The following is a 20956-nucleotide window of genomic DNA, read 5'->3' on the forward strand; positions in this document are numbered from 1 at the left end:
GGAATGCAATGTTTCGGTGACTGGATGATATCCGTGCACCGTCAGGCGGTCAAGGCGATTTGTAACCCTGGTTTGGTCGTCCTGTAACCGCATGATGGAGTACGACGTCCCGTGCCGTTTTGTTCCACCTGCTGTCCGGGAGAAGCTGTCGTTGAAGGTGCCGTTTCAATCCGCGAAGACCTCGATCATCGCAGCCTTGCTGCAACACGACCGCCTCTCAAGGCTCGAGCTGAGTGAGCTTACCGGGGTCAGCCCAGCCGGCATCACCGAGGTGACCCAGAAGCTTCTTCAGCAGGAACTGCTGGCGGAGACTCCATCCATTGATCCTCCGGGCCGGGGCAAGCGTCGCGGACGGCCGCCGGTAGAGCTCTCTCTTCAACCAGGACATTCCTGCTTTGCAGGCATCAATATCGGCGAAGGCGAGATGGTGCTCGCGATTACGGACCTGAAGGGAGAGGTTCTGGAACAACGCCACGTTCCGGCAGTTGATTCCCTCTCAGAGATTCCCGAAGCAATACGCACGACGTTCCTCGCCGCGCTGAGTCATGCCTCGATTCCGCGCACCAGAGTGCGTGGCGCTGGTATCGCCGTATCAGGAATCGTCGATGCCGACCAGGGCGTGTGCCGTTACTCCGCCGCACTGGACTGGCGTGATGTTCCCATCGCCCGCATCATCGGAGAGGCTCTGGAGCTGCAGGCGTGGGCCGACAACGATGCCAACGCAATTGCCATTGGGGAACATATCTTCGGCAATGCGAGGGAGTACGACCACTTCTCTTCCATCGTGTTGGGACGTACGATTGGCTCCGCCCACTACATGCACGGCATTCTCTATCGCGGACACGATGGCAGCGCCGGCGAGATTGGGCACATCTCGGTCGATCCACATGGAATACTTTGCCGCTGCGGCCGCAACGGATGTCTCGATACCATTGCCGGCGGTTCCGCACTGCGGCAGGCCGCTCACGAGAAAGGCCTAGTGATTGAGAGCATGCGCGACCTGGAAGACCTGGCGATGCATGGCGAGCGTAACGCCGTGCAGCTACTGCGCTGTGCAGGCAAGGCTCTCGGTTCGGCCATTGCATCGCTGGTGCACATCAATAATCCGCAGGCGGTTCTCTTCACCGATCTGGAGGGCTTTGAGAACGGAGTCTTCCGCACCGCCATTCGCCAGGGAATCGAAAACAGTATCCTTCCCCGTTATCTCGGCTCCACCGAGATTCGTTTCACCACCGCCGACCCGGTGTCGTTACCGAGGAGCGCGGCTTCCATCGCAGCTTTCAACTACCTGATGTCGTTATAGAACTTCGTACACGGAGGTCCTGAGATGTTTGCAACACAGCAGAAACAGGAAGAGATGCCGACCGAACGCCGTACCTTTCTCAAGCAGGCCGCTGCTGCTGCCATCGGTGTAGCAGCTGGTGGAATGACTCCGCCGGCACTCTTCGCAGAGAGTGCAACGCGGAAACAACCCACGCATGCTCCTATGGAGCTTGGCCTGCTTATCAAGCCTTCTCCGGACCCCGAAGCGAAGATTCGCCTGGTTCGCGATCTCGGCTTTAAAACCTGCTTCCTCTCGCTCGACGGCTACCTGAACAATTTCACGCCCGCGCTGACGAAGCAGATGGCAGACCTCCTGGATAAGTATCAGGTCATTGCGACGACAGCCGAAGTCGTGAATCCCCAACCGCTCAAATGGAACTTCACGGAAGGCCCCGCCACCATTGGCCTGGTCCCGCGAGCCTATCGCCAGGCCAGGCTTGATGCGCTGAAGCAGTGTTCCGACTTTGCCAAAACCCTTGGCATCGACAAAGTTCAGACACACTGTGGGTTTATTCCTGAGGATCCCAAGGACCCTCTCTACCCTGAAACGGTAGCCGCCATCCGTGAGATCACCGAGCACTGCGCTGCCAATGGCCAAAGCTTCCTGATGGAGACCGGACAGGAGACACCCACCACCATGCTGCGCATGTTGAAGGACGTAAACAATCCTGCGCTTGGTGTGGGCCTTGATACCGCCAATCTGATTCTTTACGGCAAGGCCAACCCGGTAGATGCATTGAAGGTTCTTGGACCCCACGTTCGCGCTATGCACGCCAAGGACGGCAAATGGCCAACCGACCCGGACCAGCTCGGCAAAGAGGTTCTTATCGGTAAGGGCGAAGTGGACTTCCCGAAGGTTTTGTCCATGCTGCATGAGGTTGGCTATAAAGGTGCTGTCAGCATCGAACGTGAGACCTCCGGACCGCAGCAGGTCGAGGACGTAAAAGCTGAAAAGCTGTATCTCGAAGACATCCTCAACAAGATCAAGAAGGCATAACCAGACGGAGGAAGATGATGAATCGCAGAAAGTTTTTGCAGGGTGCAGGAGCTCTGGGCGGCCTGATGATTGTGAAGCCCAGTGTCGCTTTCAGTTACGCAGCAAATTCAACCGTGCAGTATGCTCTGCTGGGCTGCGGCAAACGCGGTACGTCGGTTGCGACCTCGTTTGCGAAGAATACCCAGGCGCGCATCGTCGCCCTCGGTGATATCTTCCCCGACCAGCTTGCAAAGGGTAAACAGCATTTTGACGAGATCAATGCATCGCTTGGCTTCCCGGCAATCGACGACAAGATGACCTTCCACGGGTGGGAGGCCTATAAGGCGCTGGCCGCTAATCCGAACGTCGATGCGGTACAGATCTCCACGCCGCCATTCTTCCATGTCGAGCACATGGACGCCCTCACCACTGGTGGCAAGCACGTCTACTGCGAAAAGCCTGTCGGTGTCGATATTCCCCAGACCCGGCGTGCTCTTGAGATCGCGAAGCGAGTTGGCACCAAGGTGAGCGTCTCTGTTGGTTTCCAGATTCGTTCCGCTCCTCCGTTTGTTGAGGTCGTTAAGCGCATCCACGATGGGCAGATCGGAAAGATCGCTTCCCTCAGCGGGCACTACAACGCACCGGCTGCCAGCTATCCAGACCGTGGCGCGATGCCGCAGGATGAGCAACGGCTACGGAACTGGCTGTGGGATAAGACCCTCTCCGGCGATATTCTGCTCGAACAGAACATTCACGTCATCGACGTCTGCAACTGGGTGATGCAGGCTCATCCGGTAAAGGCTACCGCGCGAGCCAGCCGCAAGGTCCTTCAGAACTTCGGCAATATCAATGACAACTATGAGGTGATCTTCACGTATCCCAATGGAGCCGAGTTTGTCTTCAGCTCCACTCAGTTCAACTCCGCCGGCTACTTCGATGTGAAGGAGACGATCTTCGGCTCTGAAGGCCTTGCCGAGATGCCGTATAAGGGCGCGCTCGGTATTCAAGGATTGAAGCCGTGGACCTGGGCCGGCAGCGATCAGACAACGAACACCAAGTTCGCAGCCGATGGCGCCTTCAGCGACAACCTGGCTGAAGCGGACAAGAAGAAAGACCAGAGCTTTATTGAGAGCATCACCGAAAACAAGTTCCAGAACCAGATCGCTGCCGGCGTAGAGAGCGCCCGCAGTTGCATGTTGGCGCGCAAAGCTGCTGAGACAGGCCGCAGTGTGACCTGGGACGAGATCGAGGCTGACAAAGAAGAGTACAAGCTCGGTCTTGATCTTCGAAAGTACGTCTAACTACGGATTCAATCACGAATGCCCGGCACATCGCCGGGCATTCGTGTATTTACCGTCAGGATGCCGATGACAACGGCCACCAGGCACACGACATCTAATCTCCGGCAAGGAGAGATGCCCGATGCCGAAGATTACTACCGAAGGTGCTGCTGCGTTCGTTCCCGAAGATCGCAGCCTGCCTGTGCTTCGTCAGGCGGTACAACAATGCCACGGATGCGATCTCTATCGCCATGCGACCCAGGCCGTATTCGGCGAGCTGGAAACTCGCGAGGACGCCACGCGACCGAAGGTGGCGATGATGATGATCGGCGAACAGCCGGGCGATCAGGAGGACAGGCAAGGACGTCCGTTTGTTGGCCCTGCCGGCAAATTGCTCGATCAGTGTCTCGATGAGGCACGGATCGATCGCCACGCCGTATACGTCACCAATACCGTCAAGCACTTCAAGTGGGAGCCTCGCGGAAAGCTTCGCATCCACAAGAAGCCCGGCATGCAGGAGATCCGGGCCTGCCGGCCATGGCTACAGGCCGAACTGGAGACGGTGCAGCCGCGATTGATTGTCTGCCTGGGCGCCGTTGCCGCGCAGTCGTTACTCGGCTCAAAGTTCAGGCTCACACAGGCGCATGGAGAGATTGAACAGGTAAAGGGGCTACCTCCGATTATCGCGACCTTACATCCCTCGGCAGTCCTTCGAGCGCGAACGGATGAAGACCGGCATCGCAGCCGGGAGATCCTTGTTGCGGACCTCAAACGGGCCGCAGACTATTTGAAGCATCCCCAACGTCACAGCAATGCAGCATGATCAAGGCGCCGCGATAGCAGCTGCCTGCATTGCGGGCAGCTCCGCAAACAGCATAGCCCGGGGATTATCCCGGGCTATGCTGTCACAACAGAGGTTCTGTTAGAAGATCTGGAAGTTCACGGCGACCGCCAGCTCTACCGCAACGGGTACACCGTTCTCGGTAGCAGGCTTGAAGCGGTATTGCCGTACAGCTTCGATTGCCTTGTCGTCCAGTCCCATGCCAACCGGACGCGGCACACGGACGCGTTGCGGGCGTCCCTGAGTATCAACGATCAGGCTAACAATGACTTCGCCCTGGAACTTGGCCTTACGGGCTTCTTCGCTGAACTCAGGTTCCGGGCCGTAGATCAACTGCGGTGCGAGAACACCATTGCCGATCCTTTTGACACCGCCACCGTAGTTTCCACCCGATCCCGGTCCGAGACCCGATCCGTTGCCGGACCCAATGCCGGTTCCGGAGCCGTTGCCGAGCGAGGAGACTCCGACTGCCGGAGCGTTCGGCATACCGAAGTTCGGCATATTCACATTCGACATCTTTAGGTCCTTCTGGACTTCAATTGTCGGCTCGATCTTGATCTTTGGCTCTACGAGAGGAGGCTTGTTCGGCGGAACAATCTGCTGGTCGGCAAACTTCGGAAGAGCGCCTTTAGTGACCGGCGTTGGGCCACGCTGACCGCCGCCGCCGCCCATGCGTTCCGCTGCCTTCAGCGAGACGGGCGGAGGCACCTTCGACATGTCGACGTTGCTGACGAGGGGCTTCGCCATGATCTGGACGACCTTGTTTTTCACAATCCAGACGATGGCAAGGATCACCAGCACATGCACCACCGCTGCTATAGCTGTGGACTTGGGATCACGTTTGACCTTCATGCGGTCGACGACCGCAATCGGCTTTGATTGCAATTGGAGCGGAGGCAGCTTCTCAGGGAAGAAGACGTCCTTCAGACTCGCCCATAGCGAGGTAAACACGTTTTCTTCCGTATTCTGGAGTTCTGTCCCGAAAATAGGCTCGGCGCTCTTACGGGCGTCGAACTGACCATCGTTCTTAGGATCGAGTCCCGGTGGCGTCAAAACAGTATTCGCCATAAGCTGCTTCGCAAACCTGGCCTGCGGGCCGTATTGCGCCCACACCCTTCTTCCAAATTCTCGCGCCGTTGGTGGACTACATCTCCCGGTCTGTTGCCGGTTCCTGCCACGTCGCGTTCAGCGTCTGGCTCCGCTCCTAGTTTACAGAGGTTTTCCCAGGCGCGCAGTCACTTTCTTTGACGCATGGAACCACATCCGGGTATACGGCTGCAATGCCCTGACAAAGTAAAATGATCTTTTGGTGACCTCGCGTACCAACTCAGGAAAAAGCATGTCAGATTCGCCCGCGCAGAAGCCGTTGAAGTCTACCCTGAACCTGCCCCAGACCGCCTTCCCCATGAAGGCCGGCCTTCCGCAGAACGAACCAGCACGCCTCCAGAAGTGGAACGAAAACGACCTCTATGGACAGATTCGTGCCGCCCGCGCCGGCGCGCCGAAGTACATTCTGCATGACGGCCCGCCATACGCCAATGGCGCTATCCATCTGGGCCATGCGCTGAATAAGTGCATCAAGGACTTCGTCGTTAAATCCAAGACGATGACGGGTTTCGACTCCCCCTATGTGCCCGGCTGGGACTGTCACGGCCTGCCCATCGAGATCAAGGTCGATGAGCAGCTTGGCCGTAAGAAGTTGGAAATGGATGCTGTTACCGTCCGCCAGCAGTGCCGCGACTACGCGCAGAAGTACGTGGATCTGCAACGCTCACAGTTCCGCCGCATGGGAGTCCTCGGCCGCTGGGATGATCCTTACCTGACGATGAGCTTCCCCTACGAAGCCCGCATCGTCGAGACCTTCTATGAGTTCTTCGAGCACGGCTACGTCTACAAAGGCCTGAAACCCGTCTACTGGTGCTGGCATGACAAGACGGCCCTGGCCGAGGCCGAGGTGGAGTACGAGCAGCACACCTCGCCTTCCATCTACGTCCGCTACCGGCTCCTCAGCGACCCCGCCGATCTGGCGCCGGAGCTGGCCGGCCGCGAGGTCTACACCATCATCTACACCACCACTCCATGGACGCTTCCCTCCTCGCTGGCGGTGGCCTTCAATCCGGAGTTCGACTACGTCGCCCTCGAAAACACCGATGGCGCCATCTACCTGGTTGCGGAAGCGCTCGCCGACGCCGTCCGCGAGTCCTGCAAGATGCCGGAAGCAAAGGTACTCACGCACCTGAAAGGCACGGCGCTGGAGAACACCACCTTCGCGCATCCTTTTCTGCATGGACGCACGATCCTGGGAGTGCTGGGCGATCACGTCACCGCCGAACAGGGTACGGGTGCGGTCCACACCGCCCCGGCACACGGTCCAGATGACTTCTACACTGGCGCAAAATACGGCCTGCCGCAGACCACGAATGTCGACGATGCGGGACGGATACGCAACGGCCTGCCGGAGTACGACGGCTTGCACATCTATAAGGCCAACCCCATCATTCTGGACATCATCCGGAAGAACGGATCATTGCTCTCCGAAGCCGAGGTCAAGCACAGCTACCCGCACTGCTGGCGCTGCCACAGGCCGGTGATCTACCGCGCCACGGAACAGTGGTTTATCGGAATGGAGACGCCGGTCAAGGACCAGCAAGGCAACGAGACCACCTTCCGCCAACGCGCGCTGGATGAGATCAAGAAGGTGACCTGGGATCCATCCTGGGGCGAAGAGCGTATCTCGAACATGATCGCCACCCGCCCTGACTGGTGCATCTCGCGCCAGCGCATCTGGGGTGTGCCCATCGCCGTCTTCCTGTGCCAGAGCTGCGATCACCCCCTCAGCGATAAGGCACTCAATCAGAGCATCGTGAAGCTCTTCGAGAAGGAAGGGGCCGACGCCTGGTACAAGTACCCAGCCGAGCAACTGTTGGCGGCTGGAACGGCCTGTACCAAGTGCGGGCACTCCGCCTTCCGTAAGGAGATGGACATCCTCGACGTCTGGTTTGAGTCCGGCTCGTCCTGGCATGCCGTGCTGGAGACTGAGCCCGAGCTCAGCTTCCCCGCCGATATGTACACCGAGGGCGGCGACCAGCATCGTGGCTGGTTCCACTCGTCGCTGCTGGCTTCTGTCGGCATCCGCAACGCCGCACCCTACAAGTACGTTGCTACCAGTGGCTGGACACTGGACGAGCAGCGCCGTGCCTTCTCCAAGTCGCTCGGCAACGGTGTCGATCCTGTCCTGGTGATGGATCAGCTCGGCGGCGATATCGTCCGCCTCTGGGTCGCCTCGGTCGACTTCCGCGAAGACGTCATCGCCTCAGTCCCGCTGATGAAGCGCCTCGCTGAAGAGATCTACCGCAAGCTGCGCAACACCTTCCGTATCCTGCTGGCGAATCTGTATGACTTCAACCCCGCGGAACACGCGGTGAAGGAGTTCAGCGCCCTCGAACCGCTCGACCAGTACATGCTGGCCAAGGGGGCCGAGATCGTCGCCAAGGTGCGCAAGGCCTACGACGAGTTCGAGTTCCATCGGGCGTATCACGCCATCAATGAGTTCTGTAACTCTGACCTGAGCGCGTTTTATATCGATGTTCTGAAGGACCGTCTCTACACCTTCGCGCCCAATGCCCCGGGACGCCGCAGCGCCCAGACCGCGATCTGGAAGATCACGGAAGCCCTGGTTCGCCTGGTCGCACCGGTGCTCTCATTCACCGCGGATGAGGTGTGGGAGTATCTGCCGAAGGTCGAGGGCCGCGAAGCCAGCGTCCACATCGCGCATTTCCCCGCTCCGGAAGACCTCGCTCCTGCCAATACTGAAAGCCTGGTTGCGAACTGGGACAAGTTGCTCGCTGTTCGTGACACGGTTCTGCTGTCGCTCGAAGAGGCAAGAAAGAACAAGCAGATCGGTAAAGCGCTCGATGCCAGCGTAGCCGTAACCATTCCGGCGCCGTTGAAAGAAAGCTTTGATAGCTTCGGTTCTCACTTCGCTGAGCTGTGCAATGTATCTGCATTCCGGTTCTCGGTGAATGGCGATCAGACACCGTCGGTAGAAGTAACACCGTGCGAGACGCTCTCCGAGATCACAAAGTGCGAACGCTGCTGGCGCTACACCAATGACGTTGCATCCGATAGCCGTTATCCGACCGTCTGCGCTCGCTGCGCAACGGCACTCGACGAGATCGGCTACGAACCGTATACCGTGACTCAGGAGCAGCCTGTCTAATGCCCGACACCGTTGTTTCTCCGGTCACCAACTCCAGTCGTACACGCGATCTTCGCCTGTGGCTGCTTGTCATTACCGCGTTGGTAGTGACTGCCGACCGCCTGTCGAAGCTATGGATTGAAGCGCATATCGACCTGGGTTCGACCATCCCCATCATGCCGCGGTTTTTCCGGTTGAGTCATGTCTTGAACACGGGTGCAGCGTTCTCCATATTCGCTGACTCCACCTCGCCCGAACGTGTGCGCATTGTGCTAATCGCGTTTTCGGTCTGCGTTACGGTGGTGATTGCCGCCATGATCTACAGAGTTGGCCGCACCCTGTCACTGACCAGCTTCGGGCTGGCCCTGATTCTCGGTGGAGCGCTCGGCAATCTGTACGATCGCATCCGCTTTGATCATGTGGTCGACTTTCTGCAAGTTCACGTCGGCACCTATTACTGGCCTGATTTCAATCTGGCTGACTCTGCTATCTGTGTCGGTGCATGTCTGCTACTGCTGGAGATATTCCGGCCGCAGCCAAAGGAATCAGCAAACGTCCAGGAATGAGAAAAGAATCATCGGGGATGAGAAAAGGGCTGCCAGACCGGGCAGCCCTTTCCACGTATCAGTGGCTCCGGCCCCGACGGCGGCACAGAGTCTACGTTGACGAAAACCTTACTCCTCTTTGTCCCCTGCTGTCACCTTCACCGCTTCTTCGCGGGGGCCTTTTTCGCAGGGGCCTTCTTGGCAGGCTTCGCTGCGGGTTTAGCCGGCTTATGGGCAACGGGTTTCTTTGCCGGAGCCGCCTTCTTTGCTGGGTGAACCGGCTTTTTGGCAGCGACAGCATGCTTGACCGGAGCCGCCTTCTTTGCCGGAACGGCGGCTTTCTTCGCGGGCGCCGGAGCCGGCTTCTTGGCCTCGGGCTTTGCAGGAGCCTTCTTCGCCGGAACAGGCGCCGGCTTCTTGGCTGCAGCCTTTGCCGGAGGAGCCGGAGCTGCCTTCTTGGCAGGGGTAGCAGGAGCTACTGCCGGCTTTTTCGAAGGCGCAGGCGCGGCGGCAGCCTTCTTCGCAGGGGCATGTTCCGCAGCCTTCACTTCCGCAGGTGCGGTCCTCTTCGCAGGGGCCACCTTCACTGGCTCTAGAGCGGCCGCTGTATCGATCAGATCCTCGTCTCCAATCTCGATACCCGCATCACCCGAGGCGATTAGCTCGTCTGCCGGCGCCTCGACGACAGGAGCAGCCTTCTTCGCACGCTTCGACTCCTTCTTGGCGGCGCGCGGACGGCGCAGGTTGACAGGCGGAGGCGGCGCCGGCGGCGAGTAAGGTTCGAGGTATGCCTTCATCTCCTCAACGGTCGACAATTTGCCGTCCATCAGCTCAAAGAAGAGCTTCTCGACCAGCTCTTCATAGCCAGGAAGATCCGGTGTGATCCGCATCTCCAGCATCAACGCATAGGGGATCTTGAGGCGAGCCTGTGGCCACTCCGAGGTAAAGGCCTTGAACTTGTTCTGCACGGAACTGGACTTCGTCGCGAAGACCATCTGCAGTACGGCCTCGGGCCTGGCTGCGTGCAACAGCTTCCACGCCGCGGACGGCGCCGCGGCCGACTTGCCGGTAAATTCAGCGGCAAGCGCTTTGCCCTGAGCCTCCATGCCGTCAATCGCTTCCACGAATGCCTGACGTGGGAAGCCGTGCTTCAGTGTGGCGACATCTTTTGGCGTCAGCTTGGCCGTCAGCAGCGGGAAGGCAATGGCTGAGGCATCCGGGAAGATTCCCTGCAACTGCAGCAGGCCCACCTTGTCCCGCAGATCGTCCAGGGCGGCTGCATTTACTACCTTCGCTCCCCAGGCCGGCATAAGGGCCTTCATCCACCCATCGTTCTCCAGATGGCGCAGGACGCGCAGGCCGTCTTCCTCATACGCAATCTCTTCCAATTCGTAACCGCGATACCAGGCCGGAAGGTTAGCGATATAGTCTTCTTCCTTTGCCGTCTCGTAACGGGCGCGAGTACGCTCTTCCAACTGCCAGCCCAGGCGCGCAGACAGCCGGGCGGCGCGGATGAGGCGGGACGGATCTTCAATAAATCCATAGTTCGAGACCAGGCGAAGCTCCCTGTTCTCGATATCGGCAACGCCGTTCAGCGGATCCATCAGGAGGCCCCAGGAGCCCTCATTGAGCGACAACGCCATAGCATTGGCCGTGAAGTCACGACGGCGCAGGTCTTCCAGAATGTTCGCCGGCTTGTAAACCGGCTTGGCCGGTTTGGGGTAGCTCACGCCCAGCGTACTGCTGATTTCCACCCGTACAGAGCCTGGGAAGTCGAAGAAAAGCGACTGGGTCGGCTCATACTCGCCGGAGAAGGTGCCGCCGGCTTTCTGTATATCTTTCTTCAACTTGAGAGCATTTCCCTGAACTGCCACATCAAGATCGCGTACGGAGGTGCCGGCCGTGAGGTCGCGCACAGCTCCTCCGACCAGGAACAGCGTCATTCCGCGTTCCCGGACGACGGTCCTGATCTTCTCCAGCGCATCCTTCTGGTTAGCAGATAGTCGATTTTCGAGCAGGTAGATGTAGTCGGCCATAGATAGGCGGGCAGCGCTCCGGACTTCGGATTCGTCGCTAACTCTCGCCGTATCAATCGCTTAGCACCGGCAAGCAAGACGACACAAAAGCCAAATGTAACATATAGGTACCGCTTTTGCTACATTCCTGCTGCTTTTTATGAACCCGATGAGACAATGCCGTGTATGCCTGCGGGACGAAAAAAAGTTCTCATCCGAAGATTTAGCCGCGACACCATAGCCGGCTACCTGCCGGCTGCAGGCTTTGTTCAGGACGATGCACTGGAGCTCCTGGATCTCTCCGGAAGGGTAATGCCGATTCCCCTCTCCGAGATCAAGATGGTGCTCTACGTCCGCGACTTCAACCTTACGGAGAAAGATCCGGAGCGGACACTGCGGAAGACCTTTCTCTCCAAGCCGCGAACAGAGGGTCTCTTTATCCGCCTGAAGCTCCGCGACGAAGATGTGCTGGAAGGACTGGCCCCGTTAGATATCAGCCTGATGGATTCCGCAGCGGAGGACAAGGGGGTCCAGTTCACACCTCCCGATGTCCGGTCCAATGTGCAGCGGATCTTCGTCCCTCGCCGGGCCATTGAGAGCATGGACCTTCTGGCGGTGATCACCACGCCGTCCAAGAAGAAACCCGTCGCCGCGACCTCCTCAGACAAATCCCTCCAGGAACAGCTCTTCGCCACCGAGCTGCCGCCGAACTCGCGGCCCAATTAAGCTCGAAAAATGCTTTAGGCATCTCATCCAATACGAAAGGGCGGCCGAAGCCGCCCTTTTCATATTCTGCCCCTTAGTTCAGTCGGCTGCGACTTCTCTCTCGACCTGAGCCTGCACCTTCGAGTTGAAGCGAGAGTAGGTGAAGTAGACGATCAGGCCGATTACGAGCCAAACGATCAGCCGGGCCCAGTTCTGCCAGCCGAGCTTGTACATCATGTATCCGTTGAAGATCACGCCGAGAACCGGTACCACCGGGATGGGCCATACCAGCGGAGCACGGAAGGGGCGCTCGCGACTCGGATCGGTCTTGCGCAGCACCACGACCGCGATGCAGACGATCACGAAGGCCAGCAGCGTGCCGATGTTCACCATCTTGCCGATATCGTCGATCGGCGTAATGGAACCGACGATGGCGGCCAGAAAGCCCGCCAGGATGGTCCCCTTCCACGGAGTACGGAACTTCGGATGAATCGCGCCAAAGAACTTCTGCGGCAGCAGGCCATCCTTGGCCATGGCATACAGCACACGCGACTGGCCGAGCAACATCACCAGCATGACTGAGGTGAGACCGGCCAGGGCGCCTATGGTGATGATATCCGCCGCCCATCCCAGGTTATGGGAGAGGAAGGCGCGGGCCACTGGGGCCTCGATGTTGATGTCCTTCCAATAGACCATGCCGGTGAGAACACCGGCGACACCGATATAGAGCACGGTGCAGATCAGCAGCGAGAGGATGATACCGATCGGCAGATCGCGCTGCGGATTCTTAGCCTCCTGCGCGGTCGTGGAGACGGCGTCAAAACCGATATAGCTGAAGAAGACCAGCCCCGCCGCCAGACCAATACCGCCACTGCCAAAGGGTGCGAAGGTTGACCAGTCATGACCCCAGTTCGCCTTGTCCACATACTTGATACCAAGTGTGATGACGAAGAGAACCACGGCTACCTTCATCACAACGATGCCGGAGTTGAACTTGGCCGACTCCGAGATACCGATGACCAGAATCGTCGTGATGATCAGAGCGATGATGAAGGCCGGAAGGTTGAACCCAATCTCCATGCCAAAGAGATGTGGAGCCCCGAGAAGCGCGTGCGCCTGAGACGTCAGATCGGAGGGAGCAGCAGCCTTGAGTGCATCCAGAGCGCTCGAAAACGCCTGCGTTCCAGGAATCAGTTCGGGATGTTGTACAGCCAGCATCTTGCGGGCGATGACATCGGTCGCCGTACGCAGCCCGGTCCAGTGGTCGTAGGAGAGCCACAGCGGGAACTTCAGTCCGAAGATCGATAGGAACTCGATGAAGTGATTCGACCAGCCGGAGGAGACGGTGCTGGCGCCCATGGCGTACTCAAGCGTCAGATCCCAGCCGATGATCCAGGCAAAGATCTCGCCCAGCGTGGCATAGGCATAGGTATAGGCAGAGCCGGCCAGCGGAATCATAGCTGCGAACTCGGCATAGCAGAGACCGGCAAAGACGCAGCCGAGGCCAGAAAGTACATAGGCCAGCGTAAGAGCTGGCCCTGCGGAGTGTGCGCCTATACCGGCTAGAACAAAAATGCCGGCTCCAATGACCGCGCCAATACCGAGCGTAGTGAGTTCAAACGGTCCGAGCGCCCGGACGAGTGTGTCGGAGCCTTCCTCTTGTGCTTCTTTGAGGAGAGCATCCATTGATTTCGTGGCGAGTAGTTTGGCCATGTAGCGGCGACGGCTCCTTAGTGCCTCAGTATTGCTGGGATGTGAAGAGAATACCCGAAGGCGGGCAGTTTCGGGGGGAAACTCTCCGCCACTCGCCTTCGCGGTCAAATCCAATTACATGCCCTGCTGGAGCATCTCCCTGTAGGTGTGATGTGGGCTTCGGCATCTATGGGCGTTTTCCGCAATGAAAACGCCGCTACACGCCTATTCCGGGACACCCAGCAACAGGGAGAATGCTCTAAACGTACAACGACCCGAGCTTTCTGCCAATCTCCTGAAAGACCAGATTGCTCTGTTCCGTCTCCAGTTTGCTGCCGGTGTAATACACGGTGATCAGAACCGGTTTCCGGTTTGGCGGATACAGGACCGAGATGTCGTTCGTCGTGTTGTAGTCGCCCGATCCTGTTTTGTCGCCTTCCTTCCAGTCACCGGGCAGGCCCGCCTTAATCTTCTTCAGACCTGTCTGTGTCGCCAACATCCAATCGTTCAACTGTTTACGCGATGCGGAGCTGAGCACATTGCCGAGAGTCAGCTTCTGGAGTGTCGCCAACATCGCCGATGGCGAAGTTGTGTCGCGCGGGTCGCCGGGGATTCCGGAGTTCAGGCTCGGCTCATTCCGGTCAAGGCGCGTAGTCGTGTCGCCGATGCTCCGCAACCACTTCGTAAACCCGGCAGGCCCACCGACCGTAACCAGCAACAGGTTCGCCGCCGTATTGTCCGAAAGCGTAATCGCTGCCTCACATAGCGCGCCTACCGTCATTCCGGTCGCAACGTGCTCCTTCGTGACCGGAGCATACGAAAGCACCTCCGCCTGGGTATACGTCACCAGGCGATCGAGCTTCTCTTCCCCTCGATCCACCCGGCTAAGCACCTGGGCTGTCAGCGCGAGTTTGAAGGTGCTGCACATCGGGAAGGCTTCGCCGGCGCGATAGCCGACACGGGTTCCGGTCTGCGTATCAAGAACAGACACGCCCAGACGGCCGCCTTTTTCCTTCTCCAGTTGCGTGAGAAAGGGTTCCAGTGATTTGAGGTCAGGCGTAGAGGAAGCAGCAAAAAGCCTGTTGCCAGAGGCAAGAACAGCGGTAGTGGATGCGAGAAAGGCGCGGCGTGTCGGCATGATGCGTTCAGGGTAGATGGAGATCTTCCTGTGGACGGGGCCGCAGGAATTCAATCAGTAACGCCCACACCGTCCAAACTCTCAGACTTCTCGCTGCGGCTCTTCCAGATCAGGTACACCGGAACTCCCAGCAGCACCAGGATCAGCCCCGGCCAGGTGTACTGCGGCTTATACCGCAGCAGGACGTAGCTTACCCATGCCGCCATCACGATGTAGATTGCCGGCAACACCGGATATCCAATCGCCTTATAAGGACGAGGCGCATCGGGCTGTTTCCGCCGCAGGATGAAGATCCCGGCGATGGTCAGGATGTAGAAGACCAATGCGGCAAAGATCACGTAGTCCAGCAACTGCCCGTACGATCCGGAGAGGCAGAGCAGGCACGTCCACAGGCACTGCACCCAGAGCGACACTGTCGGCGTGTTCGTCTTGTGCGAGAGCTTGCCGACGGACTTGAAGAAGAGACCGTCCTGGCTCATGGCGTAGTACACGCGCGCCCCGGCGAGCAGCATGCCATTGGCGCAACCGAAGGTCGAGATCAGAATGGCGAGTGCCATGATGCGCGATCCATATCCCGAAAACGCCTGCTCCATCACCGCGGTCGCCACGCGGTCCTGACTCGCATACTGAATGCCGCGGGCAACGATGGTGGTTCCCTGCGGATCGCCATGCAGCGGAAGCACCGCCAGGTAGATGAAGTTGCAAAGGATGTACAACAGCAGCACGGTACCCGTGCCCAGCACCAGCGAAAGCGGCAGGTTGCGTTTGGGGTTCCGAACCTCACCCGCGGTGAAGGTGACGTTATTCCAGGCGTCAGCCGAAAACAGTGAACCCACCTGCACCACCGCCAGAACGGTCAAGAGACCGACCCATACCGTAGGGCCGCCTGCACCCTGCTGCACCGGATGCAGATCGCTCCAGCCGGCGCCCTTCCAGAAGTTGCCATTGGAGAAGTTGGCAGCGATCGCCGTCGCATTGCGGGCCAGCAGGCCCAGGAGGACGACCATAGCCAAAGCAAAGATCTTCGCCGAGGTGAAGATGTTCTGCACCAGGGCTCCCAGCCGCACGCCCATCGAGTTGAGCGCGGTGAGCAGAACGATGATGACGATCGCCGCCAGATTGGCCGTGGACAAGCCGATATCCATGTTGCCAAGCACCATCGGACCAACCGCGATCGGTGGAACATGCGCGATATGGATCAACCAGTGATCGGCGGCCACCGATGGGAAGAAGACCCCGAGAAACTTGCCAAAGGCAACACCCACTGCGGCGATGGTGCCTGTCTGAATCACCAGGAACAGCGTCCATCCATACAGAAAGCCCCAGAGCGGGCCGATCGCTTCGCGGAGATAGACATACTGCCCGCCGGCCTTCGGCATCATGGCAGCAAGCTCTCCATAGCTGAGCGCGCCGATGATGGTCATTAGCGCGGTTACCAGCCATGCTCCGATCAAAAGCGCGGGTGAACTGGTACCGCGAGCGATATCCGCTGCAACGATGAAGATGCCGGATCCAATCATGGATCCCATGACGATGGCAGTGGCAGAGAAAAGGCCGAGGCCCTGAACAAATTTAGGCTGCGAGGTTTCTGGCGTGGACACGTTGGCACTGTTTTACCAGTTGACGTGGAAGGTTGCCAGTTCGGAATCTTGCAAAGAGCTCCCGCCGAAATACGAAAAGATTCGTCGTTATCGGAACTTCCCTAACCAGAGCAACGTAGCCATGTCTAAGAGCTTTGTCCCTGTTGCTGGGTACTCCGAAAGTAGCGTGCAGTGGCGTTTTCATCGCGGAAAACGCCCGTAGGATGCTGAAGCCCTGGGATATACCGACAGGGAAAACGCTCTAATCGAAACCGGTTTTCAGTCTTCACAAGGAGAGCAGTCATATGAAGGGTCTGGCAGTGACGGTGTGCTGGTTAGCGTGCGCGGCGTTTGGAATGGCGCAGGAGCAGAGTCTAACGGGCAAATGGATGGCGACGGTAGATTTTTATGGCTCACCTCTTTACTGGAAGATGGAGCTCAAACAGGACGGGGAGAAGATCGCCGGGGATTTTTCTGGCGATAAAGTCGAGGGAACCTATGCCGGCGGTAAACTCCACTTTCTGGCGAAGGACACGCAGGGCGGCTCAGAAGAGCTGACAGCGACCGTAGTGAATGGCCAGATCACCGGCACCGTGATCTGGATCGACCGCTCCGACAAGGAGCATCCAGAGACGCGCACCTTTCTGGCGGACCGGATGCCGGAGCGTCCCCAGGGTCCGGCAAAGACACATGAGTTTATCCCCACCGTCTTCCATCGTCAGTTCTCTGCCCTGAACAAGCCTGTGCTGACGATCAACCCAGGCGACACCATCCATACGACCACGGTCGATGCCGGAGGTGCGGATGCGACCGGCGTAAGGCGCTCGCTTGGAGGCAATCCCGAGACCGGTCCGTTCTATGTAAGCAGCGCTATGCCGGGTGACACGCTGGTTGTCCATATCAAGTCACTCCAGCTCAATCGTGACTACGCCATCAGCACCGACGGCATCGTGCCCCGAGCACAAAGCCAGGGCATGGCTGTAACGATGAAGGACACGGGCAAAGGGGCGAAGTGGAAGCTCGATCTGGCCAAAGGCATTGCGACCCCGGAAAGCCCCGGCGAGCACATGAAGAACTATAGCGTTCCGGTTCGACCCATGCTTGGGTGCATCGCCGTAGCAGTACGGCCATCCAATGCCGCCCCGGGGACAGGAGACGACGGGAGCTATGGCGGCAATATGGATTTCAATGAGATCACCGAAGGCGCCACTGTTTATTTGCCAGTCATGGTTCCAGGAGCACTGCTGTACTTCGGCGACGGCCACGCCGTGCAGGGTGACGGAGAGACCACGGGCGATGCACTGGAGACCTCCATGGATGTGACCGTGACCGTCGATGTCATTCCCGGCAAGCGTCCGATGGAGCCTCGGATCGAGAATGCGACCCACATCATGGCGATGGGAGAAAACGGATCGATCGACGATGCTCTCAAGGAAGCCACGGAGAACATGGCGACCTGGCTCAAGGATGAGTACCACCTCACCCCAAGCGAGATCGGCATGGTCATCGGCACGGCGGCCGAATATCGCATCAGTGAAGTGGCAGACCGGAATGCAGGCGTTGTGCTCAAGATCAACAAAGAAAGGCTGAAAGGCCTGTCGAAATAAGCCTGTTCGAGCGTTGCCGCCGGTGGCGGGGTGCAGGGGGAGTTTCCCTCAAGGGCCCGCTCCGGCGACAATAGAAGACTGGCCATGAACGAGCAGATCGTCATTCGCGGAGCGCGCACCCACAATCTGAAAAACATTGACGTCGACATCCCCCATAACGCCCTGACGGTAGTCTCCGGCGTTTCTGGCTCGGGAAAGTCGTCGCTTGCCTTCGATACGGTCTACGCCGAAGGCCAGCGTCGCTATGTCGAATCGCTTTCGGCGTACGCCCGTCAGTTTCTGGAGCGGATTGAGAAGCCTGATGTCGACCACATGGAGGGACTTGCTCCAGCCATCGCCATCAAGCAGAAGAACACCACCCGGAATCCGCGTTCTACAGTTGCGACCGCGACGGAAATCTATGACTACATGCGGCTTCTGTATGCCCGTTGCGGCACGGTAACCTGCCTGCATTGCGGAGGCATCGTCCGCCGCGACACGGTCGACGAGATCGCTGCCGCCGTCCTCGGCCTGGGCGAAGGCACCCGGCTGCACGCGCTGTTCCCGATCCAGCGCCGCGACGTCCTGCTGGAACCGATGCAGGAGTTTGCCCCGGCTGCGGAAGAAGAGGCGACGGCCGCCCCAAAGCCCGTGAAAAAGGCAGCGAAGAAAAGCGCGAAGTCGAAGCCCGTCGAGGCGCCAGTCCTGGTGGATCCTACCGATGCCCAGAAGGAGCGCCTCTTCGAGCTCCGCAAGCGGGGCTACAACCGGCTCTTCCAGAACGGCAATATTGTTGAATTCTCTACCCCTGAGTCGTTGCTGGAGCTCGACTTCACCAAACCGATCTATGTGCTTGTCGACAGGCTCTCCGTCTCCTCTGACGTCCGTGCACGTATCGTCGACGCCATTGAGACGGGCTATCGCGAATCCAACGAGATCTACTTCCAGACCGCTCCGCGTGACGGCTCCGCCCCGCAGATTTTGCATTTCTCTGCAGCCTTTGAGTGCGTGAACTGCCATCGTGCTTATCGCGAGCCGGAGCCGCGTCTCTTCAGCTTCAATAACCCCTTCGGCGCCTGCCCTCGCTGTCAGGGCTTCGGAAACACCATCGACTTCGATCCAGGCCTCATCATCCCCGATCCGTCGAAGACCCTTGCAGGCGGAGCCATCGATCCGTGGGAGCGTCCCAAGTACCGCGCCTTCCACGGTGAGCTGAAGCGCTTTGCCAAGGCCAATGACATTCCCGTCGACGTTCCCTGGTACGACTTGACTCCGGCGCAGCAGGAGATGGTGCGGCAGGGTGGAAGCGGTTTCCCGGGCATCCGGGGTTTCTTCGACCAGCTTGAGAAGAAGAAGTACAAGCTCCACGTCCGTGTCTTCCTCGCAAAGTACCGGGGTTACGCTCCCTGCCCGGTGTGCCATGGACAACGGCTCCGCGCCGAAGCACGCGCTGTTCTGTTGAACGAAAAGAACATCTGCGAGGCATCGTCGCTCACTATCACCGCAGCCCGCGAGTTCTTTGACAGCCTGAGTCTCACGCCGGCGCAGGCAGAGATCGCCGGGAAGATCCTGGAAGAGGTTCGCCAGCGTATCGGCTTCCTGGAGCAGGTTGGCCTCGATTACCTTACCCTCGACCGGCTCTCCTCTACGCTCTCCGGCGGCGAGGCCCAACGCATTCAGCTTGCCACCTCACTGGGGTCGCGTCTGGTTGGCGCGCTCTATGTCCTCGACGAGCCGTCGATCGGTCTGCACACGCGGGACACCGCGAAGCTGATCCACATCCTCGAAGAGCTTCGTGACCTGGGTAACACCATCTTGGTCGTCGAGCATGATCCCGATGTCATCCGCTCCGCCAACCACCTTATTGACATGGGCCCGGGCGCCGGGGAACTCGGCGGCAAATTGCTGGCCTCCGGGACCGTTGCCGAAGTCGCAAAGCATCCGGATTCCACCACTGGACGCTATCTCTCCGGGCGCGCTCATATTCCGGTACCCTCAAACCGCCGTGAACCCGGCCGCACCAAGTTGAAGCTCACAGGCGCCCGCATCCACAACCTTCGCGGCGTGGATGTCGAGATCCCGCTTAACCTTCTCTGCGTTGTCACGGGTGTCAGCGGATCGGGTAAGTCAACCCTGATCCACCAGGTCCTGTACCGCGCCCTCATGCAGCAGATGGGGCAGACCGAAGGCGGCGATCCTACGGGACTTTACCGTGAACTCACCGGCGCCCAGAACCTGAGCGAAGTGGTACTCGTCGACCAGTCGCCCATTGGCCGTACACCGCGCTCCAACCCTGTTACCTACATCAAGGCCTTCGACGCCATCCGCGATCTCTTCGCCGCGCAGCCCGACTCCAAGCGCAAGGGCTACACTGCCGGAAGCTTCAGCTTCAACGTCCCAGGCGGACGATGCGACGTCTGCGAAGGAGATGGCACAGTCACGGTCGAGATGCAGTTCCTCGCCGATGTCGAACTCCCTTGCGATGAGTGCCACGCAACCCGCTATAAAGCCGGCATCCTCGAGATCAAGTACAAGGGCAAGAACATCCATGACGTGCTGAATATGACCGTCCGCGATGCCCTGAGCTACTTCGCCGGACATCCAAAGATCGTCGACCGGCTCGCTGTCCTGGATGAGGTCGGCCTCGGCTACGTGCGTCTCGGCCAGTCGGCCACAACTCTCAGCGGCGGCGAGGCGCAACGGGTCAAGCTGGCCGCTCACCTGGCAACGGCGCGCGCCGCCATTGCGGCGCAACGCGGTGAGAGTGCGGCGAATAAGAAGGCCTCGTCCCGTACCCTTTACATTCTCGACGAGCCTACGACGGGCCTGCACTTTGACGATGTCGCGAAGCTGCTTGCAGCCTTCCGTAAGCTGATCGAAGGTGGCGGTTCCCTGCTGGTGATCGAGCACAATCTTGACGTGATCAAGAGCGCCGATTGGGTCATCGATCTCGGCCCCGAAGGTGGCTCCCGCGGCGGGCAAATTGTCGCCATCGGAACTCCCGAAGAGATTGCTGCCAACCCAGACAGCATTACCGGGAAGTGGCTTGCGCCGGTGCTCGACGTCAAACATTAAGA

General features: G+C 59.0%; 14 protein-coding genes. 9 read left to right on the forward strand and 5 right to left on the reverse strand.

Annotation, left to right across the window (positions count from 1 at the left end):
* The first annotated feature begins 157 nt into the window (after nt 1-157).
* From AB4Y89_RS04665 to AB4Y89_RS04680, 4 genes are all read left to right on the forward strand, one after another.
* A complete protein-coding gene (locus AB4Y89_RS04665) occupies nt 158-1303 on the forward strand; it encodes an ROK family protein (RefSeq protein WP_442299727.1) in 1146 nt (381 codons plus the stop codon).
* Between the two features lie 24 nt (nt 1304-1327).
* Nucleotides 1328-2320: a sugar phosphate isomerase/epimerase family protein gene (locus AB4Y89_RS04670; protein WP_442299728.1), complete on the forward strand. Its 993-nt coding sequence runs from the start codon at nt 1328-1330 to the stop codon at nt 2318-2320.
* 14 nt (nt 2321-2334) lie between these two features.
* On the forward strand, nt 2335-3600 hold the full coding sequence (locus AB4Y89_RS04675) for a Gfo/Idh/MocA family protein (protein WP_442299729.1): 1266 nt from the start codon (nt 2335-2337) through the stop codon (nt 3598-3600).
* 121 nt (nt 3601-3721) lie between these two features.
* Nucleotides 3722-4402, forward strand: coding sequence for a UdgX family uracil-DNA binding protein (locus tag AB4Y89_RS04680; protein WP_442299730.1), 681 nt, complete (start codon nt 3722-3724; stop codon nt 4400-4402).
* Between the two features lie 99 nt (nt 4403-4501).
* On the opposite strand, the gene AB4Y89_RS04685 is transcribed toward AB4Y89_RS04680, so the two are convergent.
* On the reverse strand, nt 4502-5488 hold the full coding sequence (locus AB4Y89_RS04685; protein WP_442299731.1) for an energy transducer TonB: 987 nt from the start codon (nt 5486-5488) through the stop codon (nt 4502-4504).
* 271 nt (nt 5489-5759) lie between these two features.
* Between AB4Y89_RS04685 and ileS the strand changes: the two genes are divergently transcribed.
* Nucleotides 5760-8639, forward strand: coding sequence for an isoleucine--tRNA ligase (gene ileS, locus AB4Y89_RS04690; RefSeq protein ID WP_442299732.1), 2880 nt, complete (start codon nt 5760-5762; stop codon nt 8637-8639).
* Nucleotides 8639-9184 (forward strand): signal peptidase II, encoded by a 546-nt coding sequence (lspA, locus tag AB4Y89_RS04695; RefSeq protein WP_442299733.1) that lies wholly within the window; start codon nt 8639-8641, stop codon nt 9182-9184. The genes ileS and lspA overlap by 1 nt, the downstream gene beginning before the upstream one ends.
* 137 nt (nt 9185-9321) lie before the next feature.
* Here lspA and AB4Y89_RS04700 read toward each other — a convergent pair whose 3' ends face one another.
* Nucleotides 9322-11199 carry a CCA tRNA nucleotidyltransferase gene (locus AB4Y89_RS04700; protein ID WP_442299734.1) on the reverse strand — a complete coding sequence of 626 codons (1878 nt, stop codon included), beginning with the start codon at nt 11197-11199 and terminating at the stop codon, nt 9322-9324.
* 165 nt (nt 11200-11364) lie between these two features.
* Here AB4Y89_RS04700 and AB4Y89_RS04705 point away from each other — a divergent pair, with 165 nt between their 5' ends.
* On the forward strand, nt 11365-11904 hold the full coding sequence (locus AB4Y89_RS04705) for a DUF6982 domain-containing protein (RefSeq protein WP_442299735.1): 540 nt from the start codon (nt 11365-11367) through the stop codon (nt 11902-11904).
* Between the two features lie 78 nt (nt 11905-11982).
* Here AB4Y89_RS04705 and AB4Y89_RS04710 read toward each other — a convergent pair whose 3' ends face one another.
* From AB4Y89_RS04710 to AB4Y89_RS04720, 3 genes are all read right to left on the reverse strand, one after another.
* The gene (locus tag AB4Y89_RS04710; protein WP_442299736.1) at nt 11983-13596 is read right to left on the reverse strand and encodes an amino acid permease; all 1614 of its coding nucleotides are present in this window, start codon (nt 13594-13596) and stop codon (nt 11983-11985) included.
* Between the two features lie 238 nt (nt 13597-13834).
* Nucleotides 13835-14713 carry a class A beta-lactamase gene (gene bla / locus AB4Y89_RS04715; protein WP_442299737.1) on the reverse strand — a complete coding sequence of 293 codons (879 nt, stop codon included), beginning with the start codon at nt 14711-14713 and terminating at the stop codon, nt 13835-13837.
* 50 nt (nt 14714-14763) lie between these two features.
* The gene (locus tag AB4Y89_RS04720) at nt 14764-16314 is read right to left on the reverse strand and encodes an APC family permease (RefSeq protein WP_442299738.1); all 1551 of its coding nucleotides are present in this window, start codon (nt 16312-16314) and stop codon (nt 14764-14766) included.
* 284 nt (nt 16315-16598) lie between these two features.
* Here AB4Y89_RS04720 and AB4Y89_RS04725 point away from each other — a divergent pair, with 284 nt between their 5' ends.
* Nucleotides 16599-17900 carry an acetamidase/formamidase family protein gene (locus tag AB4Y89_RS04725; protein ID WP_442299739.1) on the forward strand — a complete coding sequence of 434 codons (1302 nt, stop codon included), beginning with the start codon at nt 16599-16601 and terminating at the stop codon, nt 17898-17900.
* A gap of 84 nt (nt 17901-17984) precedes the next feature.
* On the forward strand, nt 17985-20954 hold the full coding sequence (gene uvrA, locus AB4Y89_RS04730) for an excinuclease ABC subunit UvrA (protein WP_442299740.1): 2970 nt from the start codon (nt 17985-17987) through the stop codon (nt 20952-20954).
* Nucleotides 20955-20956: the final 2 nt, after the last annotated feature.

The sequence above is a fragment of the Terriglobus sp. 2YAB30_2 genome, assembly GCF_052114765.1.
GTDB lineage: Bacteria > Acidobacteriota > Terriglobia > Terriglobales > Acidobacteriaceae > Terriglobus.

What these genes read in the sequence shown, in the direction of transcription:
- AB4Y89_RS04670 (WP_442299728.1), top strand. Translation starts at nt 1,328, where the DNA reads ATGTTTGCAACACAGCAGAAACAGGAAGAGATGCCGACCGAACGCCGT.
- AB4Y89_RS04675 (WP_442299729.1), top strand. Translation starts at nt 2,335, where the DNA reads ATGATGAATCGCAGAAAGTTTTTGCAGGGTGCAGGAGCTCTGGGCGGC.
- AB4Y89_RS04680 (WP_442299730.1), top strand. Translation starts at nt 3,722, where the DNA reads ATGCCGAAGATTACTACCGAAGGTGCTGCTGCGTTCGTTCCCGAAGAT.
- AB4Y89_RS04685 (WP_442299731.1), bottom strand. Translation starts at nt 5,488, where the DNA reads ATGGCGAATACTGTTTTGACGCCACCGGGACTCGATCCTAAGAACGAT.
- ileS (WP_442299732.1), top strand. Translation starts at nt 5,760, where the DNA reads ATGTCAGATTCGCCCGCGCAGAAGCCGTTGAAGTCTACCCTGAACCTG.
- lspA (WP_442299733.1), top strand. Translation starts at nt 8,639, where the DNA reads ATGCCCGACACCGTTGTTTCTCCGGTCACCAACTCCAGTCGTACACGC.
- AB4Y89_RS04700 (WP_442299734.1), bottom strand. Translation starts at nt 11,199, where the DNA reads ATGGCCGACTACATCTACCTGCTCGAAAATCGACTATCTGCTAACCAG.
- AB4Y89_RS04705 (WP_442299735.1), top strand. Translation starts at nt 11,365, where the DNA reads ATGCCTGCGGGACGAAAAAAAGTTCTCATCCGAAGATTTAGCCGCGAC.
- AB4Y89_RS04710 (WP_442299736.1), bottom strand. Translation starts at nt 13,596, where the DNA reads ATGGCCAAACTACTCGCCACGAAATCAATGGATGCTCTCCTCAAAGAA.
- bla (WP_442299737.1), bottom strand. Translation starts at nt 14,713, where the DNA reads ATGCCGACACGCCGCGCCTTTCTCGCATCCACTACCGCTGTTCTTGCC.
- AB4Y89_RS04725 (WP_442299739.1), top strand. Translation starts at nt 16,599, where the DNA reads ATGAAGGGTCTGGCAGTGACGGTGTGCTGGTTAGCGTGCGCGGCGTTT.
- uvrA (WP_442299740.1), top strand. Translation starts at nt 17,985, where the DNA reads ATGAACGAGCAGATCGTCATTCGCGGAGCGCGCACCCACAATCTGAAA.